The 26,183-nt window shown below is 61.2% G+C and carries 27 protein-coding genes; 7 read left to right on the top strand and 20 right to left on the bottom strand.

The annotated features are described in order from the left end of the window. Positions 1 to 4: 4 nt before the first annotated feature. The gene (locus tag MOP44_RS20620; protein ID WP_260792285.1) at positions 5 to 1,816 is read right to left on the bottom strand and encodes a VWA domain-containing protein; all 1,812 of its coding nucleotides are present in this window, start codon (positions 1,814 to 1,816) and stop codon (positions 5 to 7) included. A 356-nt stretch (positions 1,817 to 2,172) separates the two neighbouring features. Between MOP44_RS20620 and MOP44_RS20615 the strand changes: the two genes are divergently transcribed. The 5 genes from MOP44_RS20615 (at position 2,173) to MOP44_RS20595 (ending at position 7,781) form a co-directional block, all read left to right on the top strand. Next, entirely contained in the window at positions 2,173 to 3,261 is a 1,089-nt protein-coding gene (locus tag MOP44_RS20615) for a hydrogenase small subunit (protein WP_260792284.1), read from the top strand. A 6-nt stretch (positions 3,262 to 3,267) separates the two neighbouring features. Beyond that, complete coding sequence (locus MOP44_RS20610) at positions 3,268 to 4,980, top strand: nickel-dependent hydrogenase large subunit (protein WP_260792283.1); 1,713 nt, start codon at positions 3,268 to 3,270, stop codon at positions 4,978 to 4,980. A 4-nt stretch (positions 4,981 to 4,984) separates the two neighbouring features. Then, positions 4,985 to 5,737 (top strand): Ni/Fe-hydrogenase, b-type cytochrome subunit, encoded by a 753-nt coding sequence (gene cybH, locus MOP44_RS20605; RefSeq protein WP_260792282.1) that lies wholly within the window; start codon positions 4,985 to 4,987, stop codon positions 5,735 to 5,737. Positions 5,738 to 6,018: 281 nt separating this feature from the next. Beyond that, complete coding sequence (locus MOP44_RS20600) at positions 6,019 to 6,483, top strand: hydrogenase maturation protease (protein ID WP_260792281.1); 465 nt, start codon at positions 6,019 to 6,021, stop codon at positions 6,481 to 6,483. A 194-nt stretch (positions 6,484 to 6,677) separates the two neighbouring features. Then, a complete protein-coding gene (locus MOP44_RS20595; RefSeq protein ID WP_260792280.1) occupies positions 6,678 to 7,781 on the top strand; it encodes a hypothetical protein in 1,104 nt (367 codons plus the stop codon). Between the two features lie 6 nt (positions 7,782 to 7,787). On the opposite strand, the gene MOP44_RS20590 is transcribed toward MOP44_RS20595, so the two are convergent. Together MOP44_RS20590 and MOP44_RS20585 are read right to left on the bottom strand one after the other, a co-directional pair. Continuing rightward, positions 7,788 to 8,345 (bottom strand): nucleoside deaminase, encoded by a 558-nt coding sequence (locus tag MOP44_RS20590; RefSeq protein ID WP_260792279.1) that lies wholly within the window; start codon positions 8,343 to 8,345, stop codon positions 7,788 to 7,790. Between the two features lie 39 nt (positions 8,346 to 8,384). Then, the gene (locus MOP44_RS20585; RefSeq protein ID WP_260792278.1) at positions 8,385 to 9,752 is read right to left on the bottom strand and encodes a hemolysin family protein; all 1,368 of its coding nucleotides are present in this window, start codon (positions 9,750 to 9,752) and stop codon (positions 8,385 to 8,387) included. Positions 9,753 to 10,033: 281 nt separating this feature from the next. Here MOP44_RS20585 and MOP44_RS20580 point away from each other — a divergent pair, with 281 nt between their 5' ends. Next, a complete protein-coding gene (locus MOP44_RS20580) occupies positions 10,034 to 11,236 on the top strand; it encodes an efflux RND transporter periplasmic adaptor subunit (protein WP_260792277.1) in 1,203 nt (400 codons plus the stop codon). A gap of 352 nt (positions 11,237 to 11,588) precedes the next feature. After that, positions 11,589 to 12,419, top strand: coding sequence for a DUF4097 family beta strand repeat-containing protein (locus tag MOP44_RS20575; protein WP_260792276.1), 831 nt, complete (start codon positions 11,589 to 11,591; stop codon positions 12,417 to 12,419). Positions 12,420 to 12,514: 95 nt separating this feature from the next. On the opposite strand, the gene MOP44_RS20570 is transcribed toward MOP44_RS20575, so the two are convergent. From MOP44_RS20570 to MOP44_RS20490, 17 genes are all read right to left on the bottom strand, one after another. Continuing rightward, entirely contained in the window at positions 12,515 to 13,957 is a 1,443-nt protein-coding gene (locus MOP44_RS20570) for a response regulator (RefSeq protein ID WP_260792275.1), read from the bottom strand. Positions 13,958 to 14,101: 144 nt separating this feature from the next. Next, on the bottom strand, positions 14,102 to 14,326 hold the full coding sequence (locus MOP44_RS20565) for a hypothetical protein (RefSeq protein ID WP_260792274.1): 225 nt from the start codon (positions 14,324 to 14,326) through the stop codon (positions 14,102 to 14,104). Between the two features lie 539 nt (positions 14,327 to 14,865). Continuing rightward, entirely contained in the window at positions 14,866 to 15,768 is a 903-nt protein-coding gene (locus MOP44_RS20560) for a flagellin N-terminal helical domain-containing protein (protein ID WP_260792273.1), read from the bottom strand. Positions 15,769 to 15,821: 53 nt separating this feature from the next. Next, the gene (gene flgK, locus MOP44_RS20555) at positions 15,822 to 17,294 is read right to left on the bottom strand and encodes a flagellar hook-associated protein FlgK (protein WP_260792272.1); all 1,473 of its coding nucleotides are present in this window, start codon (positions 17,292 to 17,294) and stop codon (positions 15,822 to 15,824) included. Beyond that, entirely contained in the window at positions 17,281 to 17,622 is a 342-nt protein-coding gene (locus tag MOP44_RS20550; RefSeq protein WP_260792271.1) for a hypothetical protein, read from the bottom strand. Before MOP44_RS20550 ends, flgK begins: the two co-directional genes overlap by 14 nt. Before the next feature lie 35 nt (positions 17,623 to 17,657). Next, positions 17,658 to 17,954: a flagellar biosynthesis anti-sigma factor FlgM gene (gene flgM / locus MOP44_RS20545; protein ID WP_260792270.1), complete on the bottom strand. Its 297-nt coding sequence runs from the start codon at positions 17,952 to 17,954 to the stop codon at positions 17,658 to 17,660. A 113-nt stretch (positions 17,955 to 18,067) separates the two neighbouring features. Then, the gene (locus MOP44_RS20540; protein WP_260792269.1) at positions 18,068 to 18,250 is read right to left on the bottom strand and encodes a hypothetical protein; all 183 of its coding nucleotides are present in this window, start codon (positions 18,248 to 18,250) and stop codon (positions 18,068 to 18,070) included. A 95-nt stretch (positions 18,251 to 18,345) separates the two neighbouring features. Further along, a complete protein-coding gene (locus MOP44_RS20535; protein WP_260792268.1) occupies positions 18,346 to 19,416 on the bottom strand; it encodes a flagellar basal body P-ring protein FlgI in 1,071 nt (356 codons plus the stop codon). Positions 19,417 to 19,509: 93 nt separating this feature from the next. Beyond that, complete coding sequence (locus MOP44_RS20530) at positions 19,510 to 20,238, bottom strand: flagellar basal body L-ring protein FlgH (RefSeq protein ID WP_260792267.1); 729 nt, start codon at positions 20,236 to 20,238, stop codon at positions 19,510 to 19,512. After that, on the bottom strand, positions 20,235 to 20,699 hold the full coding sequence (locus MOP44_RS20525; protein ID WP_260792266.1) for a hypothetical protein: 465 nt from the start codon (positions 20,697 to 20,699) through the stop codon (positions 20,235 to 20,237). Before MOP44_RS20525 ends, MOP44_RS20530 begins: the two co-directional genes overlap by 4 nt. Before the next feature lie 14 nt (positions 20,700 to 20,713). Continuing rightward, positions 20,714 to 21,502, bottom strand: coding sequence for a flagellar basal-body rod protein FlgG (gene flgG / locus MOP44_RS20520; protein ID WP_260792265.1), 789 nt, complete (start codon positions 21,500 to 21,502; stop codon positions 20,714 to 20,716). Positions 21,503 to 21,546: 44 nt separating this feature from the next. Then, a complete protein-coding gene (locus MOP44_RS20515; protein ID WP_260792264.1) occupies positions 21,547 to 22,281 on the bottom strand; it encodes a flagellar hook-basal body protein in 735 nt (244 codons plus the stop codon). Between the two features lie 163 nt (positions 22,282 to 22,444). Continuing rightward, the gene (locus MOP44_RS20510; protein WP_260792263.1) at positions 22,445 to 22,930 is read right to left on the bottom strand and encodes a chemotaxis protein CheX; all 486 of its coding nucleotides are present in this window, start codon (positions 22,928 to 22,930) and stop codon (positions 22,445 to 22,447) included. 71 nt (positions 22,931 to 23,001) lie between these two features. Continuing rightward, on the bottom strand, positions 23,002 to 23,385 hold the full coding sequence (locus MOP44_RS20505; protein WP_260792262.1) for a response regulator: 384 nt from the start codon (positions 23,383 to 23,385) through the stop codon (positions 23,002 to 23,004). A 75-nt stretch (positions 23,386 to 23,460) separates the two neighbouring features. Further along, positions 23,461 to 24,420, bottom strand: a complete 960-nt coding sequence (locus MOP44_RS20500; RefSeq protein ID WP_260792261.1) for a hypothetical protein — start codon at positions 24,418 to 24,420, stop codon at positions 23,461 to 23,463. Continuing rightward, positions 24,408 to 25,199 carry a FliM/FliN family flagellar motor C-terminal domain-containing protein gene (locus MOP44_RS20495; RefSeq protein ID WP_260792260.1) on the bottom strand — a complete coding sequence of 264 codons (792 nt, stop codon included), beginning with the start codon at positions 25,197 to 25,199 and terminating at the stop codon, positions 24,408 to 24,410. Before MOP44_RS20495 ends, MOP44_RS20500 begins: the two co-directional genes overlap by 13 nt. Then, on the bottom strand, positions 25,196 to 26,170 hold the full coding sequence (locus MOP44_RS20490) for a flagellar motor switch protein FliM (protein WP_260792259.1): 975 nt from the start codon (positions 26,168 to 26,170) through the stop codon (positions 25,196 to 25,198). Before MOP44_RS20490 ends, MOP44_RS20495 begins: the two co-directional genes overlap by 4 nt. Positions 26,171 to 26,183 lie beyond the last annotated feature (13 nt).

Here is a 26,183-nt window from a genome sequence, read left to right as displayed (position 1 = left end):
CAACTCACTTCCCCACCGGACTCGCGCTCTGCGCCGTCTGAGTTCCCTGCACCCCCGCCAGCGCCACCTCCATCGTTCCCACCTTCCGCGACTGCTTATCGAAAATCCCGGTCCGCAACCAGTAGTTCCCCTTCGGCACCGCGATATCCGCATGCAGTTGCACGCCCGTGTTCTGATACACCGCCCACACATCCGGCTTCACGTCCAACTGCACGATGTGGTCCTTCCGGCTGACCACATTGCCGTAGCGGTCATACACAATGAGAGAAATATTCAGCGTCCCCGACCTCAACCCATCCGGCCCCTGCGGCAGCTTCAAATCCTTGGCGTCCACAGCGAAGTCCACCGCATACCGCCTGGTAGCATCCTTCGGATCCCCCGCCTTTGAATCGCCCACCGGCACAGGCTGAATCTTCGCCTCATACAGAATCTGCTGGCTCTGCGGCATCCCCAGATCCATGAACGGCAGCAGCGGATCCACCTGCCCCGGATTCTTCTGCGCCAGATCCTGAATCGCTTTTTCGCGCTGCATCATACCCGACCCGGGCAGGTCGTCGCCCAAGGCTATATACCCTCGCCGGTACAGCAACTTGTATTTACCGCCCGCCACCTTCACTTCGATCCCACGGTACGACCCATCCATCTTCGTATCTGTCGGCGCGTACGACAGCGAATAGAAGTTCGCGCTCGACGCCGTAACATCCCCGATGATCTTCGCCAGCCCGTTGCCGTTCGTGAACGCCTTGCCGCCCGTCGCCTCCGCGACCATCTTCATGGTCTCCTGGTTCGCATTCCGCTCCTGGTCCTCGCCCAGGCGCGAGCCGTTCAGCGCATTCTGCATCGCTGCCGGATCGTGAACCGTGGAGGGCATATTCGTCTGCGCCATGTAAACCTGCTGCGGCGCCGCCCCGCCGGCATCCACGGGATACAACGCAACCCGCGCGGCCGCCAACATGTCCATCGTCCTGCGCGCCGCGTCCCCAAGCCGCGGATCGAAGCTCCCGCTGGTGACCAGCGGAAACGCCTCGGAAAACCAGATCACGTTCTTGCGCCCCGGAAAGCTGTTCAGAAACGTTGCCAGCCGGTTGAAGTTCTCCAGCGTCAGCAGGTCGCGATTCACTGTCCGCGAGTCATCGTTCTCCTGGAAGAATCTGGCAAGCGCCGCAATTGCCCCCGCCGAAGCCGCCGTCGCGCCATTGCCCTGCCCCGCCGACATCATCGCCAGCACATTGGCCTGCGCATTCGACTCATCCTGCCCCTTCAGCATCACTGAGGTTTCCACCTCGTTGTTCTTCTTATTGCTCAGCGCTGCGACCAGAAGTGCCGGATCGTCCGTGAATCCCTGCACGAAGTGCAGCCCCAGCCCCATCGTAAAAATCGCCATGCGCGATCCCGGCTTGGCCGTCTTCAGAAACTTCAGCGCCTGCGTGTGCACATAGCTCTGGTTCTCCATCCGCGTGTTCAGCGAGTCCAGCAGCAGCACTGTCACCGCAGGCGGTTGCGGCAACGGCGACAGATTCGTGAACACATTCGGCGGCAGCTTCGGAAACTCCACCGGCCCCGCCGCCTTCCCCGGCGTGTGCTCCTCAAAATACGAGATCGCCTGCGGCTTCCCCTGCTCCGTCACGGTGAACGCATCCTGCTTCAGCCCCGTCACCGCGTTCCCATGCTGATCCGTGACAATCACATCCACCAGCACCGCGCGGCTCTCGATATGCAGCGTCGCGTCCGACCCCGGCGTATCCTTGCCGCCTTGCGCCACTAAAAAAGCAGAACCAAGCAGCAACGTAGAAAAGAGCGCAACAGTTCGACCCATAGGACCCTCCCGAGATACCACCACCAAACTTACAACACCGCGACAAGCCCGCTCACACCCAGTGACATCCGTCACTCAACATTCGCGAGTTGCATCCCGTTCGTACGTTCGACTTACCTGCACTCTCATCAGTTATGAATATCTACCCCCGTCTCCCTACTCCCTATTCCCTACTTCCTGTTCCCTATTCCCTGTTCCCTGCATTTCGGACCAACTCGGTCGCATTAACTTAACCCAACACTTGTGACGACGCGCACAGTCGACTGTGTTTTATATCGCGTACCGTCGCTGTGTCATTGGCGAGCATGTGTGCTGAATCACATGGTTGTATCGCCAGATGGAAAGTAGAGGTGGTCATGGGCAAAACCGTTTGGCAATCCATGCAGGAAAAGGGATACAGCCGCCGCCAATTCCTCCAGTTCTGCGGCGTCGCCGCAACCACCATCGGACTCCGGAAGTCCGGTGTGGCGCAGGTGGTTTCAGCCTTCGAAAAGAAGGAAAAACCCGCCGTTATCTGGCTTCATTTTCAGGAGTGCACCGGCTGCAGCGAGTCATTCATCCGTGCGTCGCATCCCATCGTGGCCGACGCGCTTCTCGACGTCGTCAACGTCAATTATCAGGAAACACTGATGGCGCCCTCGGGCCTCCAGGCTGAAAAAAGCCTCGCCGACACCATGCGCGACCAGAAGGGCAAGTACATCCTTGTCGTCGAAGGCGCGGTCCCCACAAAGGACAACGGCGTCTACTGCATGATTCGCGGCAAGACAGCCGAATCGATCCTCAAGGAAGTAGCCGCCGATGCCGCTGCCGTGGTCGCCTGGGGCGCATGCGCTTCCTTCGGCGGAGTGCAGGCTGCCAAGCCCAATCCCACGGGCGCTCATCCCATCAGCAAGCTCATCAACAAGCCGGTGATCAACGTGCCCGGCTGCCCGCCCATCGGCGATGTAATGATGGCCGTCATTTCGCACGTCGTCGTCCTCGGCCAGATTCCTGAGCTTGACTCCCTTGGTCGTCCCAAGGAGTTCTACGGCCGCCGCGTGCATGACACCTGCTATCGTCGCCCGAATTACGACGCCGGCCTCTTCGTTGAGTCCTTCGACGACGAAAACGCCAAGAAGGGCTATTGCCTCTATAAGGTCGGCTGCCGCGGGCCCGTTACTTACAACGCCTGCTCCGTGACCATGTGGAACGAAGGCACCAGTTCGCCTGTCAAGTCAGGCCATCCCTGCATCGGTTGCAGCGAGCCCGGCTTCTGGGACAACGGCCCGTTCTACCAGCACCTGGCGTCGTTCCCCGGCTTCGGCATTGAGCACACTGCCGACACCATCGGCACCGCCGTCGGCCTCACCACGCTCGCCGGAGTAGCCGCCCACGCCGTCGTCACCAACATTCGCAAGAAAGCAGTCATCGCGGAAGTTCACGCAGAAGACATGAAGGAATCGTGAGGAACTATGGCACGAATTGTTGTTGATCCCGTAACTCGCATTGAAGGCCACCTGCGCATTGAAGCCGTGGTCGAAAACGGCGTCATCACCGACGCTTACAGCGCAGGCACCATGGTGCGCGGCCTCGAGAAGGTCCTCATCGGCCGTGATCCGCGTGACGCATGGGCAATCACTGAGCGCGTATGCGGCGTCTGCACCACCGTGCATGCGCTCGCCAGCGTGCGCGCCGTTGAAGACGCTCTCGGCATCTCCGTGCCGCCCACCGCGGAAATCATCCGCAACATCATGGCCGCAACCCAGTATGTGCAGGATCACGTCATCCACTTCTATCACCTGCACGCGCTCGACTGGGTCGACATCGTCAACGCCCTCAAAGCCGATCCCAAGAAAGCCGCCGAGCTCGCACAATCCCTCTCCAAGTGGGACAAGAACACGCCCGGCTACTTCTCTGATGTCCAGGACAAGATCAAGGCCTTCGCCGCCAGCGGCCTCGGCATCTTCGCTAACGGCTACTGGGGGCACTCCGCCTACAAGCTGCCGCCCGAAGTAAACCTCATCGCCGTCGCGCACTACCTCGACGCCCTCGAGTGGCAGAAGGAAATCGTCAAAATTCACGCGGTCTTCGGCGGCAAGAATCCGCATCCGAATTACCTCGTCGGCGGCGTTCCCTGCTCCATCAACGTCAATGAAGTTGCCGCCATCAATGGCGAGCGACTCAATCTCGTCTCCCGCCTCATCGCTCAGGCAGACGAATTCGTCAACCAGGTCTACATTCCTGACCTGCTCGCAGTCGCCGGCTTCTACAAGGACTGGGCAGCCTACGGCGGCGGCCTCAAGAACTACCTCAGCTACGGCGACTTCCCGACCAAGGGCTACAACCAGCCCGAGTCGTTCAAGTTCCCGCGCGGCGTCGTTCTCAACCGCGACCTCAGCCACGTCTACCCCGTCAACGCCAAGGACACGCAGGAGATCAAGGAGTACATCGCCCACTCCTGGTACGACTACGAAGGCGGCAACTCCCAGGGCGCGCACCCCTCGGTCGGCGAGACAAAGATCAACTACACCGGCCCGCAGCCTCCCTTCGAGACCCTCGCCGGCTATGAGAAGTACTCGTTCCTCAAGACTCCGCGCTGGAAAGACAACGCGATGGAAGTCGGCCCGCTCGCCCGCGTCGTCGTCGGCCTTGCCTCCGGCAGCACCGACATGAAAGAACTCGTCAACATGGTGCTCGGCAAGCTCAACGTGCCGGTCACCGCGGTCTTCTCGACGCTCGGACGCACCGCCGCCCGCGGCATCGACGCAGCCCTCACCATGGCCTGGCTCAAAGAGTTCAACGGCGATCTCATTGCTCGCGTGAAGACCAACGAAGTCTCTACCTTCAACAGCGAGAAGTGGGATCCGAAGAACTGGCCGCAGGAGTGCGAAGGCGTCGGCCTCAGCGAAGCTCCCCGCGGCTCCCTCGCCCACTGGATCAAGATCAAGGACGGCAAGATCGACAACTACCAGCTCGTTGTCCCGACCACCTGGAACGGCTCGCCCCGCGACGCCAAACAGCAGCGGTCCGCCTTCGAGGAGTCGCTTATCGGCACCCCGATCGACAAGCTCGACCAGCCGGTCGAAATCCTGCGTACCGTCCACTCCTTTGACCCGTGCCTCGCCTGCGCCGTGCACCTTTACGATCCGCAGGGCCGTCACCTTCACCAGATCTCTTTCGAGTGAGCCTATGAGCACGCCATCAGCTTCAATCAAAGGCAAAGGCCGCCTCAACGGCTGGGGCAACCACGAGGGATGGGGCAGTCACCCGGTTGAATATCGCCGCGTGTACGTCTGGGAGATGCCCGTCCGCGCCTACCACTGGATCAACGCCATCTGCATGGTGTTGCTCTGCGTCACCGGCTACCTGATCGGCAAGCCCATCCGCGCATTCGCCGCGGTCGAAGCCTATCAGCAGTACTGGTTCGGTTGGATCCGCTTCATCCACTTTGCGAGCGCCTATGTCTGGGCGTTCAACTTCCTGGCGCGCATCTATTGGGGCTTCGTGGGCAACAAGTACGCGAAGTGGAACAACTTCTTCCCGCTGACCAGGAAGCAGCGGCAGGAAATCGTAGATGTCGTGAAGACCGACGTGCTCCAGACCAAGCTGCACGGCGGCATCTCGACCGGCCACAATTCGCTGGCCGCCTTCATCTATTTCCTGACCTTCCTGGCGTTTTGCGTGCAGTGCATCACCGGCTTCGCGCTCTACTCCAGCATGAGCAATTCCTTCATCCCGCGCATGTTCACCTGGATCGTCCCCCTGCTGGGCGGCGAGATGGGCGTGCGCCAGGTCCACCACATCTTCCTGTGGTTCTTCGTCACCTTCATCGTGGTCCACATCTACCTGAGCTTCTACCACGACTACATCGAAGGCCGGGGCACCATCTCCTCCATCATTGGCGGCTGGAAATTCGAACGCGACCCGCACCAGAAGGACTGACGCAGCCCTCCCTCTGTTCGGTGCGGGTCCCGGGCCCCATCCTTGCGACGCATTCTGTCGCAAGGGTGGGAAACCGCAAACCAGGCTCTAGCGCTCCTGTCGAAGCATCTGCGGTTCTTGTTGCTGTTGTTTTTCTTGTCGTGTCATTTCCCCATGGGAATCTGCTATTTGTTTTCTCGTGTGAACTTTCGAGTATTGATCATTGGCAAACCAACTCAAGGGAGTAGAGATTCATTTCTACTCCCTTCCTTTTTGCACTCCACGAAAGGTATAAGACTCTAGTGTCCACCCCACCCAAAACCCTCATCCTCGGTCTCGGCAATGTAATCATGGGCGACGAAGGCGTCGGCGTCCACACCGTCCGCGCCATCGAGACGCACCCCCTCCCCCCCAACGTCGAATGCCTCGACGGCGGCACAGGCGGCTTCATCCTTCTCGAGCCCCTCCAGCAGGCCGACCGCATCTTCCTTATCGACGCCACCGCCGACGAAAACCCCTACGGCACCGTCACCCGCACCACCCCCAAATTCGTAAAGGACTACCCCCCCACCCTCACCGCCCACGACATCGGCGTCAAAGACCTCCTCGACGCCTTCTACATCCAGGGCGGCAACCGCGACGTCATCCTCTACGCCATCTCCATCGACCCCAAGCAGCCCATCTCGATGGAACTCTCCGAGCAATGCGAGCAAGCCAGAGACGAAACCGTCCGCCGCATCCTCGAAGAACTAAGCAGCCTCAGTTAGCCCGAGTTATTGGTGTGTCATCCCGACCGTAGTCGCTCGCTCCGCCGCAGAGTTGTCATCCCGAGCGCAGTCGAGGGATCTGCGGTTGCCTTTAGCGCGCCCGATGGAAGGCACGAACCAGGGCTCCGTCTTATCTCAAGGCCCGCATCTACGCTCCTCCGGAACAAATGCCCCTCCCCTGCGTATGAATCCCCATGCGCGCCGCCCTTCCCGCTCTCCTGCTACTCCTCACCCCTCTAAACGCGCGCCCACAAAATCACGCGCCCACGCCTGCCGAAATCGCCCTCGACTCCCACACCTACGACCTCCAAACCAACGGCCGCATCTTCCTCTTATCGGAAGCGAAGAAGAACAACTACTTCCTCCTAGGCGAACTCCACGGTGACAACGAAATCCCCGCTCTCCTCCACACCCTCTGGCCAGATCTGTGGCACAACGGCTATCGCTACGTCGCCGCCGAAGTAAGCCCCTGGACTGCCGACCAACTCGAATCCGCCAACCCCAGCGAACACATCGAAGGCCTCTGGACCCGCAGGCAGGCCGACGATCTCCACGCCATCGCCGGCCCACGCTCACACATCCTCTGGGGCTGCGACATGGAAGAGATCCACCCCGAATACCTCATCCGCGAACTCGCTCGCCTCAACCCCGCATATCCTTCGCTCCAGCAGATGGACGCGCTCACAAAGAGCGGCTACCAGCGAAGCATGACCGCACAACTGCTCCAACTCGCAGCCGCGCCGCCCCAACACGACAAAACCATTAATGACATCTCGCTCTACAAGAGCCTGCTCGCCACCTTACAGATCGATTCCTTCCGCTCCGTCCCCACAACCAAGATGGCCGCGCAGCAGGATCGCGAGCAGCTCATGAAGACGCAATTCCTGGCCCATCTCCGCGCGCACGCCCCAGCGAGAGTCTTGCTTCGCTTCGGCCGCAATCACCTCCATCGCGGCTATGACGCGCGCGGCATTTCGACGCTCGGAAACTTCATCGCGGAATTCGCCCTCTCACGCGGCGAAACCACCTTCAACGTCGGCGCATTCGGAGCCGGTGGCAAAGCCACCCTGATGGGTGAAACCTTCAGCATGGACGAGACCGCAGACGAGCCCACCTTTGCGCTCCTCGCTTCCCGCGCAAAGTACGCGGCGACAGTCTTCGACCTCCGCCCGCTCCGTCCATTCCTGCACGCTATCCCGCAGGAGAAACGTACTCCCCTCGAATCGACCCTCATCTACTGGTCTGACGCCTACGACGCCATCATCTGCTACAAGAACGTTACCCCGCTTAGCGAGTGATCGGCCTCACCTCGTCCTCTCCATAAAGAGTTTGTCCGTCTCGCTCGCCAGTACCCCGCCGCGTACCTGACCGTGCCAAAAACGCGAGGCTCCCGCCACGGCAGCAGACGCGATATCGATCTGATCAAATCCCGCGCGCTTCAACCCCTCAATAGACGTACCGAACACGACTCCCCCGATCCCCGCCCACACAATCGCACTCATGCACATAGGGCAGGGCTCCGCCGTCGTATACAAAATTGTCGTTTGCCATTCGCGGTTGCCGTGCCGGCGCACGTAGTTATTCATGGCCGCAATCTCGCCGTGCAAGATAGGATTCCGTCCCGACGAATTGACACCTTCCGCCAGGATCTCGCCATCCGATAATCGAGCTATCACGGCCCCGAACGGCGCGCTCGGGTTGAGCCGCGCAGCGGCGATCGCCTGCCGCATCGACCGTTCATGGCGTTCGATCGGGATGTCTGCAAATGCGTCCTCCCCACTTCCGGCAAAAGCCCAAGCACCACCAGGGTGCTCCGCGACAAGGCCCAGTAGCCCTGTAAGGATCAATCGGCGCGAAATCATTGGTGCCCTTTTCCTCGTCGAGTGATGACGTTCTTAAGCTCAAGTCTTTTTTTGCGTATCCGCGTCCTGCGCTAGCGGCTCAACCCTGACCTTGCTGATCCGCCGCCCATCCATCTCCGCCACCGTCAGCCGCCGCGTCTCATAATCCACTGACTCGCCAACCCCCGGAATATGCCCCAGCCGCGTCAGGATGAATCCCGCCAGCGTCTCCACTCCCCCATCGCGCGGCAGATCCCATTGCATCTGCGTTTCCAGGTCGCGCAGATTCGCACTCCCATCCAGCATGAACACGCCCTTCGCGCTCGTCAGCAGCGGCCGCGTGGGATCATCGAACTCATCGTCGATTTCGCCCGTCAGCTGTTCAATCGCGTCTTCCGCCGTCACCAGCCCCACGGTCGATCCGTACTCGTCCACCACAATTGCAAGATGCCGCCGCTTCTTCTGGAACTCCCGCAGCAAATCCAGTGCCGACTTCGTCTCCGGCACAACCGAAACCTCGCGCATAATCTGGCTCAGCCGCAGTTGCACAAATGGCGCAGCCCCCCTCCGAAAGAACATCAGCCGCGACAGGTCCTTCGAGTACACCACGCCCACAATGTGTTCCGGCCCGCGCGCCTCGTCATACACCGGCACCCGCGAGTGCAGCAGCTCAATCACCTTCGCCGCCGCATCCTCGATCAGCATGCTCGATGGCAGCGAGAAGATCTTCTGCCGCGGGGTCATGATCTCGCGCACCGGCACATCGTTTAGTTCCAGTGCGCGGTGCACCAGCGTCTCCTGGAACTTGGGCAGCACCCCCATACGCCGCGCCGCCGTCGCCAGCAGCTTCAGCTCCTCCGGCGAGTGCACTGATGCCCGCTCCGTCATGGGAATATCGAACCCGCGCAGCACCACCCCCGCCGACCGGCTCAGCAGCCGCACTGCCGGCCGCGCCATCCGCATGAAGAACAGCATCGGCGTAGCCACCGCAACCGCAAGGGCCTCTGCCCGCCGCAGCGCCAGCGACTTCGGCACCAGTTCCCCGGCCACAACGTGGAAATAAGTAATCGCGCAGAATCCCAGCGCCACCGCAACCAGCGACAGAGCATGCGCCACCAGGTGCGGGTGCGCCATCGGATGCGGAAGCATTGCGAACAGTGCCTGAAACGCATCCGCAGCCAGCGGCTCGCCAATCCACCCCAGCGCCAGCGAGCACAGCGTCACGCCCAGTTGCACAGCAGGAAGAAAGTCATCGAGGTCGTGCTGCAGCTTCCGCACAGCCCGCGCCCCGGGCACATGCGCGTCAATCAGTTGCTGTATCCGCGTGTCCCTCACGGACACAAGCGCGAACTCTGCGGCCACAAAAAAACCGTTGGCCACAATCAGCATTGCAACAGCCACGCATTGCAGCAGCACCGGCCCGTGCATCTCGTTCAGAGAATAGCATTTGTGACTTCAATCACCTCTGTAAACTCCGCGTCGCGGCTGACTCGCCACATCGCGCAGCGACACTGACCGGCTGAACAAGAGCAACAATCTCCGCTTCTCTTTACAACGGAACCAACCCCGCCTCACCTGCGTATCTGCCTCCATAACGGCGAGCGAAGCTGAATTACTCGCCGCGCCCGGCTCAACGTTTTCACCGGGCACGAGTCTCATAACCGTCATCGTCCTCGATAGTGCGGCCGTGCGCCGCGGGGAGGTATCCAGTGGCTGCGCGAAGAAGCAAGAAACTCTGGATCTGGATCATCGCCATCGTAGTCGTCGTCATCGGCGCTGGCGGAGTAGCCGTAGCCCGCATGGTCTCCGGCGGCTCCATCGACCCCAACAAGATCGCCAAAGTCACCCGCGGAGACGTCGCCCGTTCCGTTATCGCCACAGGCAAAATTCAGCCCATCACAAAAGTCGAAGTCAAATCCAAAGCGTCCGGCATCGTCGAAAAACTCTTCGTCGACATCAACAGCCACGTCCGCAAAGGCCAGCCTCTCGCCGAACTCGATCAGCAGGAGATCTCCGCCCAGGTCGAAGCGCAGAAAGCCGCACTCGCCTCCGCTGAAGCGAACGTCGGCACTTACGAGGCCAACATCGAGCAGGACAAGGTCAACGCCGCCGCCCCGGATCTGCCCATGTACAAGCAGACGCTCGACCGCAACATGCAGATGGCCAAAGAAGGCGTCGTCAGTCAGCAGGCCCTCGACAACGCCAACAAGGATTATCTCGCTGCCCTCAACAAGCGCGACGGCGCACGTGCGCAGATCCTCGTCGACACAGCCAAACTCAAGCAGGCCAAAGCGCAGGTCGCCCAAAGCCAGGCAAGCCTCAAGCAGCTCCAGGAACAGTTCAGCTACACCACAATCGTCGCGCCCATGGATGGCGTCATTCTCTCCCGCGACGTTGAAATGGGCGACGCCGTCAGCTCCATCCTTGTCCTCGGCTCCACCGCCACCCTCGTCATGACTGAAGGCGACACCACCCAGGTCTACGTCCAGGGCAAAGTCGATGAAGCCGACATCGCGCATGTCTACATGAATCAGGCCGCCCGCATCAAGGTCGAGAGCTTCCGCGACCGCGTCTTCAACGGCCGCGTCACCAAGATCGCCCCCCTCGGCGTCGAAAAGGACAACGTCACCACCTTCGAGGTGCGCGTCTCCATCGACAACCCCGGCGGCGAGCTCAAAGCCAACATGACCGCCAACGCCGAAATCCTTCTCGACGAACACAAGGGCGTCCTCAACATTCCTGAAAACGCCGTCATGTACGACAACCAGAAGAACGCTTCCGTCGAGATTCCCGACAAGAGCCAGAAAGAAGGCAAGCGCAAAGTCCCGGTCAAAGTCGGCCTATCCGACGGCTCCAAAACCGAGATCCTCAGCGGCCTCAAAGAAGGCGACCAGGTCATCCTGCAGCAGTAATGCTGATCGCGCTTGGGCTTGATGACCGCTCCCCCACTGAGTTTTCATCCGGAGCCGCAGTCGAGGGATCCGCAGTTGCCTTAACGCGCTCCACGTGAGGCACGAACCCTGCAGGCCGCATGTTCGCACCAGCACAACACTGTTCGAAAGTGAACATCCGGACATCGGCAGAGTCCACCTCGCAGACGTCCCAAGCAGAAGCAGCAAAGCCACTTACCGCAAGCACCAGTTTGGCAAAACTCTTGCCACAGTACCTGGTGAAGAATCACGTGAGCACTAGACAATTGGATCACCGGCTCACCTGACCACTAACCACTGATCACTGACCACTCTTTTCCACGAGGCACCTATCATGAAGAAGATCGCACTTGCAGCAGCGGCACTCGCGCTCCTCGCGATTCCCGCCTTCGCCGCCGAAGCCACCTTCGACCGGACGCTCTCGGTCACCGGCCACGTCCAGCTCGACGTCGGCACCGGCTCAGGCAACATCCATCTCACCCAAGGCTCAGGCTCACAGGTCAAAATCCACGGACGCGTCAAGTCCAATTGGGGCGGCAGCGAAGAACGCGTCCAGGAAATCGCCAAAAATCCGCCCGTCGAGCAGACCGGCAATATCATCCGCATCGGCAAGAACCACGAGAACTACCACAACATCAGCATCGATTACGAGATCGAAGCCCCAGCCGACGCCTACCTCGAAGCCAGTTCCGGCTCCGGCAATGTCACCGATGACGGCGTAGGCCAGACCGCGAAACTCCAGAGCGGTTCCGGAAACATCCACGCCACCGGCCTCAAGGGCAGCTTCAACGTCGGCACCGGTTCCGGCAACATCTACGCCGAGCAATCCGGCTCCGGCGATGTGAAAGCGGAGACCGGCTCGGGCAACATCGAGCTCAAGAATCTCCACGGCGCCCTGCACGCGCAAACCGGCTCTGGCGACATCAAGGCCACCGGCTCACCCAGCTCTGACTGGAAGCTCGGCACCGGCTCTGGCAGCATCGAGATCTGGGCCGGTAGCACCGGCTTCACGCTCGACGCATCCACCGGCTCGGGCAGTATCCACACCGATAAGGAAATGTCGGTCCAGGGATCGTTTGACAAGCACCACATCGTCGGCAAGGTTAGCGGCGGTGGACCCACCCTTCGCGCCGAAACCGGCTCCGGCGACATCCGCATCCACTAACACCGCCGTCTTTTGGACCGTTCCACCCCAGAACCACCCGTGCCCCATCCTGTCGACTTCTTTCTGTCGACAGGGTGGAAAACCACAACCCTAAATCAGTCTGGAGTGGCGCCGGAGGCGCAGTCAGCCCCACCGCAGGTGGCCACCCGGCTCTCCTCCAGCACCTGCGCCACCACCGCCGCAATCCTCTTCAGCATTTCCTCAGCACTAACGGCCAGCTCGCGCGAATCCCCCGACAGATCCGGATGCGTCCCCATCAGGTGAACCACGAACATCAGCGCCGCCAGCGGATTGTTAATCTCGTGCGCCAGCCGGTTGATAATCGCGTACCGTGACTCCCAATCCCGAACCTTCGTCTCCGCCTCGTGTAGTTTTCTCTGCTCCGTCAGGTTCACAATGTAGACTGACCACTGCAGAGGCTGCGCCGTCAGCCGCACCGCTCCCACCAGGAACGGTAGCCGTGACCCATCCGGAAGAATAAACTCCTTCTCGAATGGAACGCACGCGCCGTACTCGCGAATCTGTTCCATCGCATTGATGTCGCGTTGGCGCAACTCCACCGGCGTCATCTTCAGCCAGTCAATCTCGCCCGCCAGCATCTGCTCGCGCGTGTACTGAATCATGGTCAGCAGCGCGTCATTCGCGTCGGTGATCCGGTTTTCATCCGCAATCCCCACCCCCAGGTGCGGCGACTTGTACAGCATCGAAACCGATGTCTGCAGCGACCGCGGAACCTGCGCCTGGTACGCATGAAGTGACGTCTCCAGCGCCGCCTCCACAAACTCCCCAATCCTGAACGTGTCCGGAACCAGTGCGCTCAAATCGATAGCCAGCAGGTCCGTCTGGATGCTCGTGCTCAACACCTGCTGCAACACCCGCGATTCCGTCACAATCTGCGAAATCGTGTATCCCTGCTCGTAGCGCGTGCGCCCATGCTTCCGCGCGCTTTCGGTCATGCCGTCGCTCAGCACGTCGACACCCAGTTCCATCGTGCGCGCCAGTTCTTCCAGCAGCTTGGGAACGTGGTCGATCCGCTCTTCCCTCGTCAGGGGCAGCGCCGCTACCTCGGGGTCTTTCAGTGTCTCCTGCAGCCATCGCTCGCAAAAATCATCGCTGTGCCGGCGCAGGTACTCATACAACTTCACGGGGCTCTGCATCTTGCTCACAGAGCTCTTCCCCTTGCGCGATGTCCTGATCGCCGCAAGCAGGTCCTGCACGTTCAGGGGCTTCGGAAAGTAATCATCCACCTGCGCGCGGATCGCGCGAATCGCCGACTCGAAATCGGGGTAGCCCGTAAGGATGAACGTGGTTGCGTCCGGCTGCACTCGGCGCATTGCGCTTACCACCGTGAAACCGTCGCCCGGTTCGCCCACGTTAAGATCGGCCAGCAGCACATCATACTTCCGGCGGCTGATGCTCTCCAGCGCCTCCCTGACGCTTGAGACCGCATCCACAGCGAAGCCGCTGCTCACTAGAACCGCCTCCAGCGACCTCAATACGGCCGCATCGTCGTCAACGCACAGGATTCGTGTCTGCACGAAACCTTAGATGCTTCGAGCGATTTACTCTCAAACATTACGATCTTCTGGGGGGATAATGCTGCGACGCGAGTGCATTTCCGCTGGATACCGCGCTCCCACTGCGCAGTCATCTACCGCAGAATCAGGTCTCAAAAGTACCCTTCAGGGCTTCCTTCGCGCGTCCCGCTGCACATCCCCGGTCCAGGCCAGAAACCTCAGCAGCTCCCATCGCGACGCCCACATGAACCCGAACACCTCGCGCATCGTCAGCTTCTCCGCCCATTTACCGGAATAGGTCTCGATGCGCCAGCGTAGATACTCGCTGCGCCACGGCCTCAGACGCGAGCCACGCGTCGCATTCCACAGAAAACGGATCGGTTCGAACAAGGTGATTCCTGTTAGGTCCAGTATAGCGATTCCACGTTCGCGTCCCTCAAACTCAAGCGTCATCAAGGCGCCACATTCCACACACACCACGCAAGTCGAACCGATCCGTGATCCTGAACGGAGAAGGTGCAAGCTTTGTCGCATCTGCGCAGTCGGAGGATTTGCTTTTGCTTCTGCAACCCTGCTCCCCATTCCATACGCCCCGTCTTCTGTGACCGCCGATACAGCCACCTCACTTCAGCTCGTACCATAATCGCTTAGCATGACGGGAGTGTCTGTACCGCTGCGCTCGCAAGGTTGGTTCAGACCTGTTAACGATAAAAATAACAGTTAAATGCAAAAAGTGTATATTCATGCATAAAACAGAAACCAAATTAAGCGAATGGTTCCATTGGTTTACAGGTAAAATCGCAGATCAGCTATTTTCGCCCCTATCGCAAATAAACGGCGAAACTAAGGCGAAGCGTCTCCTATAACTAGTATGTAAATAGGTTACTATTTAGTATATAATTAGGCCGTCCTCGACCCTGTCCTGTTCCCTAGAGCTTATCGAACAAGCTCCCCGAGCCAAGCTGCGCAATCACGGACATTAGCGCAGTCTGCTGCGTCTCCGCCATCGCCAACTGCGTCGATATCTGTCCCACATCCGCCTGCATCAGGTCCGTCTGCGCCGCCGTCAACTGCGTCTGCTGGCTGCTCGCCGCCGCCGCCGCCGAGCTCAGTTGCGTGATCGAGTTATCGATGGTCACCCGCTGCTGCGAGATCCAGTTCATCGCCGTATTCAGCGCGGTCGTATCCGCCACTGCCATCGGCGTGTCCAGTGTGGCCGCCTGGTAGTCCGCCACAAGGTTGTTGAGCGCCGCAAACACGTCGTTCGCGCCCCCCGCCGAAAAGATCTGTCTTCCCGGAACATTCAACTGAATCTGCTGCCCGCTCGGCGACTGAAGATAGTTCACATCCGCATCGCCCGAGTAGGTCACCGTGGCCGGCGTCGTCGCCGTCGACAGAGCAAACGGCGAGTTCCCTGTCTTCCCGCCCGCAAAGATGAACTGTCCCTGGTAGCTCGTGTTCGCCAGCGACAGAACCTCGGCCCGAATCCCCGCAATCTGATTCGCGATCGACATCCGGTTGTTCGCGTTCATCGTCCCGTTGTTCGCTGACGTTGCCAGCGCGATCGCCTGCGTCAGTTGCGCCACCACCTGACCCAGCGCCGAATCTGCCACCTGCAACTGCCCCGTCACCTGGTTCGTCGACAGCGTGAACGAGTCATCCTGCTGCATCTGGTTCAGCAGAAGAACATTCTGCCCCGCCGCCAGCGGGTCCTTGCTCAACGACGTCACCCGCACGCCGCTCGACAACTCCGCAGTCAACTGCTGCGCATTCAACTGCGTCTGGTTAAGCGCCCCCACCAGATTCGTGACATAGCTAGGATCCACCCGCATCGCGTCTACTCCCTATTCCCTGTTCTCTATTCCCAACGCCCTGTTCCCTGTCTTTACGACACCGCCGTCTGCTGCCCCAGGTTCAACGCCGACGACATGATCGAGTTCAGCAGCCCGAACACCCTTGACGCCGCCTGGTAACTCCTCTCCAGCGTGGTCAACGCCGAAGCCTCGTCGTTCAGGTTCACCTGCGAGAGCGAGTTGTTCATGGTCTGTAGTTGCGTCACCGACGCGTTCTCGGCCGTGTTCTCCGTCTCCACCTGCGCCACCGTCGACCCCAGCGAAATCACGAACCCCGAAAAATACCCGCTCGGTGTCTGGCCGGTCAGCAGCGTCTGGCCCCCCGCAAGCGTCGTTCCATCCGGCAAGGTAAGACCGTTCAGAATCGCCGGATTGACCTGCGTCCCAAGCTGCGCCAATGCGATCGCATTCGTGTTGTCCCCGGTTCCCTGTCCAACAGCCGCCGCCGCAATCTGGTTGGGATCGGTCATTACAACCTTCATGTTCATCGCGCTTCCCGCCATCGTCGTCGACTGCGAAAAGATCGCCGCGCCCGCATTACCGTTCAGGTCGATGCCCTTCGCGTTCTGCGCGTTCACCTCGACCGAAATCCCGAAAGCAAGTTGATCGAGCTGTCCCATCACCTGCGGAATATCCTGGTCGCGCGCCGTCAGGTATCCACCCAGTTGCCCTCCGCCGCCCGTCAGCCCAATCGTCACGTCATTGTTAGCGCCGATGAAGAAGTGCGTCACGCCGCCTACAATCCCGGTCGTCATCCGCGTCGCCACACCTTCGGATACAAGCGTCTGCCCGGCCGTCGTCGTAATCGTGAGGCCGTTGTTCTCGGTCGTGATCTGGTTAATCCCGATTAGTTGCGAAAGCTGGTTCAGATCCTGCTGCCGCTCGTCCTCGAGAGTTCCCGCGTCGCCGCCAGCCGACATCGACTGGATCTGCTGGTTCAGGGTGGCAATCGATGCCGTCAGCGCATTCACCTGGCTCGCGACTCCCGCAGCCTCCCGATCCACCGCTGCCCGCTGTGCATTGACGCTCGACGCGGTATTCGAGATGTCGGCCGCCAGCATCTTCCCTGACGACAACACCTGCTGCCGCAGCGCGTTGTTGCCGGGATTGGCTTCGAGCGACGCAAACGAATTGAAAAAACTGGTGATGTCCGTGCCGATATCGCCGGCCGCCGAAACATTGGATCCCGAGGCCGGCGTGAACAGGTTCTGCAGCAGATTGAGCGCCGAGAGCCGTGCTCCCGATGCCGACGCTACCTGCTGCTGCTGGTCCAGCCGCTCCATCAACACCCGGTCCCGGATCGACTGCGCACCTGTCTCCAGCACTCCCGTCCCAAACGACCGTCCATTGATCGTGACCGTAGAGTTTTCGTGGAACGTCGGCCGCTGGCGCGTGTAGCCCGGCGTATTGGCGTTGGCCACGTTGCCGGCGATGATGCTCAGCCCCGACTGGTCCGCATTGAGAGCCCCAGCAATAATGCTGAATGCGCTGTTAATCGTTCCCATCGCAGCTCTCCGGCAGAGCCCAGCGAGATACCTGTGACACCGTCTCGCCATACTCCAAAGCACCCATCCGCAGTTCCCGCAGCCGATGCATCACCCGCAGGTTCGACCGCGTCGCATCCAGCACCCGCGCCAGCACTGCCATGCCTCCAGCAGCATCGCGCGCCTCGCGCGCTCTTTCTGCCAGGTGCGCATGATCGCGGTTCAAAGCCTGGCAAGCGCGCGCCAGCTCCTCCAGCCGATCGGCGTCCAGGAGTGCCAGTGCCTGCGAGGCCTCCGCAACAATCTCCTTCAGCTCCGGATCGAACCGGCGCGTCCCCAACCCGTACATGGCTCCTTCTTCCCGATTCAATCCGATCCGGAGGCTTACCTTGCCCCGGCCAGCATCGCGTCCACCATCCGTGAGGCCACGGCCGATGCCGGAACGTTGTAGGTACCGGCAGCCAGCGCTGCCTGAATCTGGGTCACCTTGTCCATGCGGACGCCGCCATCGGCAGCCGACTGCGCCACCTCGCTGCCTGCACTGCTCAGCGTGGCTACGTCGCTAGAAACAGGGCTGTTCTCCTTCGTAGTGGCGCTCTTTGCCGCCGGCGTTGAAGTTGCGCCGGGTTGCGACACGCCAAGCAGAGATCTCAATCCGTCCAAGCCAGTGCGAATGTCCATTTTTGGAACTCCTCGCTGCCTTCATCGGCAGCACCCGCTAATCACTCTAGTGATTTGAACCTTCTTATACCGGTATTGAAGTGCTCTTTCCCGGTTACCGCTTCCGTTCCGGGTCAGTTACCGGAACGGGAAAGATCGTGCAGAATCCGGTCAGCAATTCCGAACCCGCCCTGCTCGCTCAAAGCCTTCCCCAAAGCCTCCGAGGCATACTCGCCCAGGATCCCCTTTGAGCTATCCGCCTCCTCGCCGGTCAATCCATCTCCGGCGGTCAGCGGCTTTAGCATTTCCTTCAGCATTTGCCCTTCAAATTCATGCGCTGCGCGGATTAGACGCGGCTGAGAATTGGCGGTCGCTGGCTGCGCATGCGCCGCAGTGGCTCCGTGGATCTGCATCACAGCACCGCCAGGTCGGCTTCGAGAGCTCCGGCCTCTTTCATGGCCTGCAGAATCGAGATCACGTCGCGTGCTCCGGCCCCGGTGCGCTGCAACTCCTGCACCAGGTCTTCCACCGTAGCGCCCTCCTTAAGGTCGATCCGGTTCACCGGTTTGTCGTCGGCCTGCAGCGTGGTCTGCCGCACCACCTCGGTTCTCCCGGCCGCCATTGGATTGGGCTGCGACACCTTCACCTCGGAGATCACGTTCACTGTCAGACCGCCATGCAGGATCGACACCGGCTGCAGCCGCACCGTCCCGCCAATCACCACCGTGCCGGTGCGCTCGTTCACCACCACCCGCGCGCGCGGCGAAATCTCCACCTCGACCGACTCAATCCGGTCCAGCAACGCCGCCCGGTCCTCATCCGCTGCCGGAGTCACCTCCACGCGCCGGCTATCGACCGCATGCGCCCGCGGCGAGCCCAGCGCCGCATCGATAGCTGCCGCCATCCGCTCCGCGGTATGAAAATCCGCGTCATTGAGAATCACATTCAGCGACTGCATCTGCTTCAAATCCAGAGGCACCGTCCGCTCCACCAGCGCTCCGCCGGGAATGCGCCCTGTTGTCGGATGATTCATCTGGCGCGCGTTGCCTCCCGCCGTCGCCATGTAGCCGCCCAGCACCAGCGAGCCCTGCGCCTCGGCATATATCTGCCCGTCGGGCCCGTACATTGGCGTCATTAGCAGAATGCCGCCCTCGAGTGACCGCGCATCGCCCGCCGACGACACCGTCACGTCCATCTTGTAGCCGGGCCGGCTGAACGGAGGCAGCGTAGCCACCACGAACACCGCCGCCATGTTCTTCACCTGCATGTTGCTGGCGGAATTCGATCCCGTCTGCGGCACCGTAATGCCCATCCGCTGCAAAGCAGAGATCAGCGTCTGCGCTGGAAAAACAGTCTGCGAACTGTCCCCCGTGCCTTTGAGGCCCACCACCAGCCCATAGCCCACAAGCTGGTTGTCGCGAATGCCCTCGATCGTCGCCACGTCCTTGAGGCGCGACCTCTGCGGCACGCTTTCGGCGCACATCAGACTCGCGCTCAGGAGAGCCCCCAGTACTACAACGAGATGTCTATCGACCCGAATCATGCCTGATCCCGAATGCCTGATGCCTGCTGTTTCCTAGAAAATGATGAACCGCTCCAGCCACCGTACCAGCGGGTTCTGCCGATACGTGGAATCGTTTACGATGCCTTTGCCCGTGACCTCGAGCTCCAGGTCTGTCATGGCGGTCGACTGGATCTGGTTCTGTGCGCTCACGTCTTCCGGCCGCACCAGCCCGCGCAGCCGGATCAGCTGCGTCTGCTGCGAAAAGGTCAACTGCCGCGTCGCCTGCACCACCAGCATCCCGTTCGGCAGCACATCCACAACCTCGCCGCCGAAGGTCGTCGTCAGGCTCGAATTGGTTGTGCTCTGCCCCTGCGCCGTCAGTCCCGACGAGGACGTCTGGTTGACCAGATTCTGCAGCGCGTTGCTCGGCTTCAGCGCGCCGAACAGCGCCGTGATGCTCGACTTAGCATTCGATGCCCTCGAATTCTTCACTGCGCCGTCGGTCGAAGCCGCCAAGCTCTCCGTCACCACAATCGAAACTACGTCGTGTAGCCGAAAGGCCTTAACATCGGTACCGAGCCGTACGAGCTGCCCGTTAGGGCTCCAGATCGAACCGGCCGTCCGAACCTCAGCTGCCTGCTGCGCCCTCACCCGCTGCACATACGAGGTCAGCGAGGCCTCGGGGGGCGTAGCCACGCGCCCTTCCGGCGTCTTCGGCGCCTTCGCCGCGACGGGCCTGCATAGTGAGCTCCATCCAATACCGGCAATCAGGACAACTGCAATCCTCCGTCCAGGATTCATGGCTTTGCCTCCGCAACCGCCGGCAACATCGCGTGCCCCGCTCGAACCGCAACTACCGGCACCACGCGACCGCCAATCCGGAGCCGCGCATGAAACCAACCCTGCTCCACCGCCGATCCCAGAGCCACGGCTTCGAGCACCGCGTCCAACCTCTCGGTATGCTTTTCCACTACAATTCGATCGCCAGCATGAATCACCGGGGCCTCGACCAACTCCGCTGACCCAGTCAGCGTCCGCAACCCATGTACGCCAGGACCAAGCGGAACCAGTCGCCCCGGTCCGCCGGGATGTTCCGCGTCTTTCACCAGCAGCCATCGCTCGCCCAAATGAGGATCGTCGATCTCGCGAACCGCCCCAGGTCCCGCCGCCTTCTGCGTGGCCGCCGGCGCTTGTGCCAGCATTGCCATTCCAGCCACAAGAACCCAGCACAACACCCATCCAATGCGCCTGATAAATCTCATCGAAAGCCTCAACCTCACCGCGTCATGTTGTTGACTTGCGAATACATATCGTCGGCGGCCTTGATGACCTTCGAGTTCGACTCGTAGGCGCGCTGAGCCAACACCATCTGCACGAACTCGGTGACCACATCCACATTCGAGTTCTCGAGATACCCCTGCTGCAGCGTCCCCAGGCCTTCGGTGCCACCCGGATTCCCGAGCACCGGATCGCCTGAGCTAAGCGTTGCAGCAAGCAGGTTCGACCCCATGCTTTCGAGGCCGCCTGCATTCGGAAACATGGCCAACTGCAGCTGCCCCAGTTGCGAAGGGTTCTTCTGCCCCGGCAGCGTGGCATTCACCACGCCGTACTGAGTGATGGTTACGGCCGTCGCGTTAGGAGGAATCGTGATGCTCGGCACCAACGGATCTCCGTCGGTGGTCACAATCGTGCCCTGGCTGTTGAGGTGGAACTGCCCCGCCCGGGTGTAAGCGATGGTTCCGTCGGGGCGCTGCACCTGGAAGAAGCCCGATCCTTCGATGGCCACATCCAGCGGGTTCGAGGTCTGGTTCAGCGGTCCCTGGCTCATGATCACCTCGGTCGCCGCCGATTTGGTTCCGAGTCCAATCTGCAACCCGGCAGAGACCGTCGACTGGCTCTGCGCCGCTCCCGGCGTCACCATGTTCTGGTAGACCATGTCCTGAAACTGCAGCCGTAGCTGCTTGAATCCGGTGGTCGCCGAGTTCGCCAGGTTGTTGGCAATCGTGTCCAGATTCATCTGCTGCGCGCTCATACCGCTGGCCGCCGTATACAAGGCTCGAATCATTTCGCTGCTCCTGTTCAGGAGTCAGGGCTCCCTCTGCCCTGCCTCTAAACCCTGGCCAGGTCCTCGCTGGCAAACTTGTTGAACTCGGTATGGAAGACCGTGAGCGCCTTTTGCATCATCTCGGCCTGGCGCTGCATGACCACCAGATCGAGCGTGCCCTGAATGGTGTCCTCGTTGGCCGATTCCAGAGCGCCCTCGCGAACTACCGCGTCCTTCGATAACTGCGGTGCGACTCCTTGCGGAACCACGTAGCGGTCGGCTCCTTCCGGCGTGAGCTGAGCCGTCGACGGAAATGCGAAGACTCCCACTGTGTCTACCGCTCCGCCTGCCACCGACACCACGCCATTGGCCCCGACCGACACCTCGCCCGGCGGAATCTGGATCGGCTTACCTCCGCTCGAAAGCACCGGTTCGCTTTTTTCCGTCACCAGCATGCCTGTCTGAGAGCGGTGAAAGCTGCCGTCACGCGTGAAGCGCGGGCCGTTCTGCGTCTGTATCTGGAAGAAGCCCTGGCCTTCGATCGCCAGATCGAGCGGATTGCCTGTGGGCTGAATCGGTCCCTGGCCCATATTCAGCCGGTCGCCTCCGAGCAGTCCGAAGTGGTTCACCGCCTGCCCGATCTGCGAAGCCGGCGCGGAATCGAGCAGCACCGATCGGAAGTACTCGCGCTCGGCGCGATAGCCGGGAGTCTGTGCATTGGCAAGGTTGGCGGCCGCGGCGTCCAGCGCCTGGGTGCGCGCCAGCAGTCCCGTCATCGCCGCATAGTATCCGCTGTCCATTCACCGCTCCTCAGCAACGAAGAGGAACGATGCAGGTGAAGAACCAGCGGAACAGGGACAAGATTAGAAGAAGACAAGGAAAGCAGCCGAAATCAGGGCAGTGGGGAAGGAAAAGCGGAGGCCGGCTTCATGCCCAAGCAGAGAGCCGGCCCAAGGGGAGGAGCTACTGGAGGCCGTCGCAGAGGATGGTCACCTCAAATGTGTTGCCTTCAAATTCGTACACGTGCTCCAGCCTGAACTCCGGTGCCTGCACGTGCAGGTTGTAGTCGCGTCCCGTGATGACCGCAGGCACCGACAGTCCGCAGTGCGCCGCCAGCTCCGGAACCTTGCCCTTCCATGAGCCGGCGAGCATGTTGCAGATTTCTCCAATGCCGTCCTTGACGGTGTCATCCACCTCGGTGAGTTCCATGCCGGTCATGTGCGAAGCCAGGGCGCACGCGGCGCCGCCGCCGGAGCGGAACACGCAGGCTCCGCTGAGCAGCCCGCCAAAGCCGACCACGGCCGTCACCCGCTCCGCCTCTTCCTCCAGCGGCCTCTCGCCGCGCCGGCAGTGAATGCCCAGCATCATCTGGCATATTTCCTCGACGGTAAGATCCAGGTTGCGAGGATCGGCGATCTCGCTCAGTGACTCACGCAACGATAACGGCATTACCCTCTCCATTTCCCTGCCTAGCCCGTGGTCCCGGGAGGCATTGCGAACTCCATAAAGCCACATCGGACTCAGGCCACTTTCACGAGCGGCAGTACGCGCTCTTTCACCTGCTCGGGTGTGAACGGCTTGCGAATGTATCCGCGCGCCCCGGCAGCGATGGCCTGCTTGACGTGTTCCTCACTCGATTCGGTAGTGATCATCACAACCGGCACTCCCTGGGCCAGCTTCTGATCCTTGATCTGCCTGAGAAATTCGAGCCCATCCATTGCCGGCATATTGATATCCGACAGAATCAGGTCCACCGTTGAGGACCGCAGGATCTCCAATCCCTCGGCCCCGTTTCCCGCCTCGTATACGTGCATCGAGTCCAGCCCCGCCTGTCGCAACGCCCGTTCCACAATCTTGCGCATGACCGATGAGTCGTCCACGATCAATGTCTGTATTTCACTCATGCCGTCACTCCCTCCCTTTGGCTGTATCGGCGCTCGGCTCCAGACCATGAGTTCCAAGAAAGCCAGAAAAGGGGGTTAGCCGGCGATCGTGCAGATCAGGTCCTGGACTGAGTTCACATCCGGCACCGCCGTAGTTTGTGGCCGGCGCCACATGCGCAGCCACAGGCAGTCATGCACGCGAACCATGCGCGATTCAACTGGCTTTGTCCGCTCGATGGCCTTGGTGAGAACCCGCACCAGCGCCGGTTCGGAGGCGGCCTCCAGGAGTTCGACCGGAGGGAACTTCGCCTCGAGCATGCGCGTGTGCGCAGGATGGAATTGCGAGCCTTGCACTACTCCGCTCTCCACATGCAGGCCAGACATTCTCTCGAGTGCGAGAGAGAGCGCGGGGTCGAGGCGGTCTTCGAATCCCAGGTAGATCAGCTTGCCGGCAGCCACCCGCAACGGTAACGCGCCGAAGGCGTCGACAAACAGGCGCGGCAGCAGGGGACTCAACCCCTCGGGATCATGAAACTCGAGCGGCAGCACCGGGCAGCTCCACTGCAAGCCGAGCGCGCGCGTCACGAGTTGCTCGCTCACGCCTTCCCTCGCCATGAGCCAGTGACCAAGGCGGCCGGCCTTGTTGGCGCGCTGGCGTTCGAGCGCGCCGCGGAGCTGCGCGGCCGTGATCCAGCCCTGCTCCAGCATCAGAAGGCCCAGCGGTACACGATGGCGATGCCGTTCCACTGAGGAGCCACGAGCGTCCAGCTCGCGGCTGATGGCCGCCTGCATGCGCTGTGCCGTACACTCCGGCGAGCAGTTCCACCCGCCTTCAAAGATGGGCGCCGAACGGCTGCGCCATACCTGCAGCCAGCCAGAACGACACTCCGAATTCGCGCAGGTCTGTATCAGCGCGCGACCGGGAATGCGGGATTTCACCAAGGCAGGCTCGGGCGGCCACCAGGAAGCCGTATCCAAAGTGGTCTGCCGCTCGATTTCAAGCTGCGGGGCCGGAAGAGCCAGGGGCGCGCTGCTGCGCCGGATTAGAAGAGGCATCGAATCGTCTCCAGGCGCTTCCGCGGAGCGGCCACTTCGGTCACGCGTAGTCCAAAGTTGCCGTTGATCAGGACCACCTCGCCGCGGGCTACAATCTTGTCGCCAACAATGAGGTCGGCGGGATCGTTGACCATACGGTCGAGCTGGACGACATCGCCGGGGCCGAGCTCGAGAATCTGGCCCAGCGGAAGCTCGCGGCACCCAAATCGGAGCGTGGCGTCGAGCTCGACATCCAACAGCAATTCGAGTCCCGGCGAAAGAGCCGCGACGCCGTCCGGCACTGCGCCGGTTGCCGCTGCAGCTGATCTTGCCGCTGTAGGTGACGGTGAAACGGCAGGCTTCTTCCCGTCGAGTTTGGGAGCCTCTGCCTTAGGGGCCCGAACCTCATCGCGCACCAGAACCGTCCAGGCATGTTCGCCCGATTTCAATTGAAACGCGCGACTGACCTTATCTTCGCCGCTGCCGGCTTCAAAACGATCAACGCGGCATTTCTTGCCGGTCTCGGCCAGCAACTCGCCCACCGCGGCATCGGCGACCTCACGGAGCAGTTCGGACCAGGCCGACTCCTGGTCGACTCCTTCACCGAGCAGCGGCGTATCCAGAACCGTGCGATCCAGGATGACAGTGAAGCGGCCCTCCTGGTCGCCGGAAACAGTCGCGGTAAATGCAATGGTGGCGCCCGTGGGCCGGGGCAGCGATTCGACCAGTTCTGGCTCGCCAGCGAGGGCCTGCGAGAACAGCGCGGTAGCGGACGAGATCCAGCAATCGAGGTAGGTCATGCGTTGTTCCCCTCTTGGGCGGATACTCCGCGTTCAACTCGGGCGCCGCGGATTGCGCCCTGCCGCACCGCCTGAGCTGCTGTAAGCACCTGCCCGCCGGCGCACCACAGTGGCGCCACCCGGGCAGGCAGATCGAAACGGATCAACGAGCCCGGTGCCAATTCTTCAATGGCCCTGGCAGGAACCCGGACGCTTGGGAGCTGCAGACTGGTACCGAAACGGATCCTCTTCACGCGCTCCTCAAGAAGCGCGCGGGTCTCGGAGGGATGGCGGCTGCCGCGGCCGAAGTCCACTGTCAGGCGGCGCAGGATGGCATTGGCAACAACCGCCGGAAACGCCAGGTTCAGAAGGCCCGAGCCGTGCGGCATGCGAATCTCGAAGCTGAGGCACAGCGTCTTCTCATTCACGCTGATGACGCGCGCCACCTGCGTGAGCATCTGGCGGCGATCGAAACTGAAGCTGAGTCCAACTGCCTGCCAGGCCGCGGTCAGCTCACGGCAGATGATTTCCATCACGCTGCCCAGGATGGATTCCTCGATCTCGGTCAGCTCGCGGAGGGTTCCCTGCTTGCCATCGCCGCCGAGAAGCAGATCGATGATGGGAGGAGCCAGCGACATTTCGAGCTGCAGGATCGACAAAGCGCCCAGCGGCTCGAGACGCACCGAGGCCACGTAGCTGATCTCCGGGATGCGCAGGATGAAGTCGTTGAACTGAATCTGCTCGGCCGAGACCAGGTTGACCTGAAAACGCGTGCGCAGCGAAGCCGCAAGGTTGTGCGTGAGATTGCGCGCGAACAGGTCGTTGAGCATGCTGATGGCGCGTAGCTGTTCGGTCGAGATCTGGCCGGCGGAGGCGAAGCTGTACGGCACCACGCGGGCGCGGACTTCTTCGTGCGGCTCTCCATCGGCCGTCTGCGTGCGCGCCGCCTCAAACAGCGCATCGATCTCGTCCTGCTTCAGCATCTTTTCCATGGGTTAGTCCTCA

Source organism: Occallatibacter riparius (assembly GCF_025264625.1).
Lineage (GTDB): Bacteria > Acidobacteriota > Terriglobia > Terriglobales > Acidobacteriaceae > Telmatobacter > Telmatobacter riparius.
The sequence above is the reverse complement of the archived record's forward strand: the minus strand, read 5'-3'. Positions and strand labels throughout refer to the sequence as shown.

What these genes read in the sequence shown, in the direction of transcription:
- MOP44_RS20620 (WP_260792285.1), bottom strand. Translation starts at nt 1,816, where the DNA reads ATGGGTCGAACTGTTGCGCTCTTTTCTACGTTGCTGCTTGGTTCTGCT.
- MOP44_RS20615 (WP_260792284.1), top strand. Translation starts at nt 2,173, where the DNA reads ATGGGCAAAACCGTTTGGCAATCCATGCAGGAAAAGGGATACAGCCGC.
- MOP44_RS20610 (WP_260792283.1), top strand. Translation starts at nt 3,268, where the DNA reads ATGGCACGAATTGTTGTTGATCCCGTAACTCGCATTGAAGGCCACCTG.
- cybH (WP_260792282.1), top strand. Translation starts at nt 4,985, where the DNA reads ATGAGCACGCCATCAGCTTCAATCAAAGGCAAAGGCCGCCTCAACGGC.
- MOP44_RS20595 (WP_260792280.1), top strand. Translation starts at nt 6,678, where the DNA reads ATGCGCGCCGCCCTTCCCGCTCTCCTGCTACTCCTCACCCCTCTAAAC.
- MOP44_RS20590 (WP_260792279.1), bottom strand. Translation starts at nt 8,345, where the DNA reads ATGATTTCGCGCCGATTGATCCTTACAGGGCTACTGGGCCTTGTCGCG.
- MOP44_RS20585 (WP_260792278.1), bottom strand. Translation starts at nt 9,752, where the DNA reads ATGCACGGGCCGGTGCTGCTGCAATGCGTGGCTGTTGCAATGCTGATT.
- MOP44_RS20575 (WP_260792276.1), top strand. Translation starts at nt 11,589, where the DNA reads ATGAAGAAGATCGCACTTGCAGCAGCGGCACTCGCGCTCCTCGCGATT.
- MOP44_RS20560 (WP_260792273.1), bottom strand. Translation starts at nt 15,768, where the DNA reads ATGCGGGTGGATCCTAGCTATGTCACGAATCTGGTGGGGGCGCTTAAC.
- flgK (WP_260792272.1), bottom strand. Translation starts at nt 17,294, where the DNA reads ATGGGAACGATTAACAGCGCATTCAGCATTATTGCTGGGGCTCTCAAT.
- MOP44_RS20550 (WP_260792271.1), bottom strand. Translation starts at nt 17,622, where the DNA reads ATGTACGGGTTGGGGACGCGCCGGTTCGATCCGGAGCTGAAGGAGATT.
- flgM (WP_260792270.1), bottom strand. Translation starts at nt 17,954, where the DNA reads ATGGACATTCGCACTGGCTTGGACGGATTGAGATCTCTGCTTGGCGTG.
- MOP44_RS20540 (WP_260792269.1), bottom strand. Translation starts at nt 18,250, where the DNA reads ATGCTGAAGGAAATGCTAAAGCCGCTGACCGCCGGAGATGGATTGACC.
- MOP44_RS20535 (WP_260792268.1), bottom strand. Translation starts at nt 19,416, where the DNA reads ATGTGCGCCGAAAGCGTGCCGCAGAGGTCGCGCCTCAAGGACGTGGCG.
- MOP44_RS20530 (WP_260792267.1), bottom strand. Translation starts at nt 20,238, where the DNA reads ATGAATCCTGGACGGAGGATTGCAGTTGTCCTGATTGCCGGTATTGGA.
- MOP44_RS20525 (WP_260792266.1), bottom strand. Translation starts at nt 20,699, where the DNA reads ATGAGATTTATCAGGCGCATTGGATGGGTGTTGTGCTGGGTTCTTGTG.
- flgG (WP_260792265.1), bottom strand. Translation starts at nt 21,502, where the DNA reads ATGATTCGAGCCTTGTATACGGCGGCCAGCGGTATGAGCGCGCAGCAG.
- MOP44_RS20515 (WP_260792264.1), bottom strand. Translation starts at nt 22,281, where the DNA reads ATGGACAGCGGATACTATGCGGCGATGACGGGACTGCTGGCGCGCACC.
- MOP44_RS20510 (WP_260792263.1), bottom strand. Translation starts at nt 22,930, where the DNA reads ATGCCGTTATCGTTGCGTGAGTCACTGAGCGAGATCGCCGATCCTCGC.
- MOP44_RS20505 (WP_260792262.1), bottom strand. Translation starts at nt 23,385, where the DNA reads ATGAGTGAAATACAGACATTGATCGTGGACGACTCATCGGTCATGCGC.
- MOP44_RS20500 (WP_260792261.1), bottom strand. Translation starts at nt 24,420, where the DNA reads ATGCCTCTTCTAATCCGGCGCAGCAGCGCGCCCCTGGCTCTTCCGGCC.
- MOP44_RS20495 (WP_260792260.1), bottom strand. Translation starts at nt 25,199, where the DNA reads ATGACCTACCTCGATTGCTGGATCTCGTCCGCTACCGCGCTGTTCTCG.
- MOP44_RS20490 (WP_260792259.1), bottom strand. Translation starts at nt 26,170, where the DNA reads ATGGAAAAGATGCTGAAGCAGGACGAGATCGATGCGCTGTTTGAGGCG.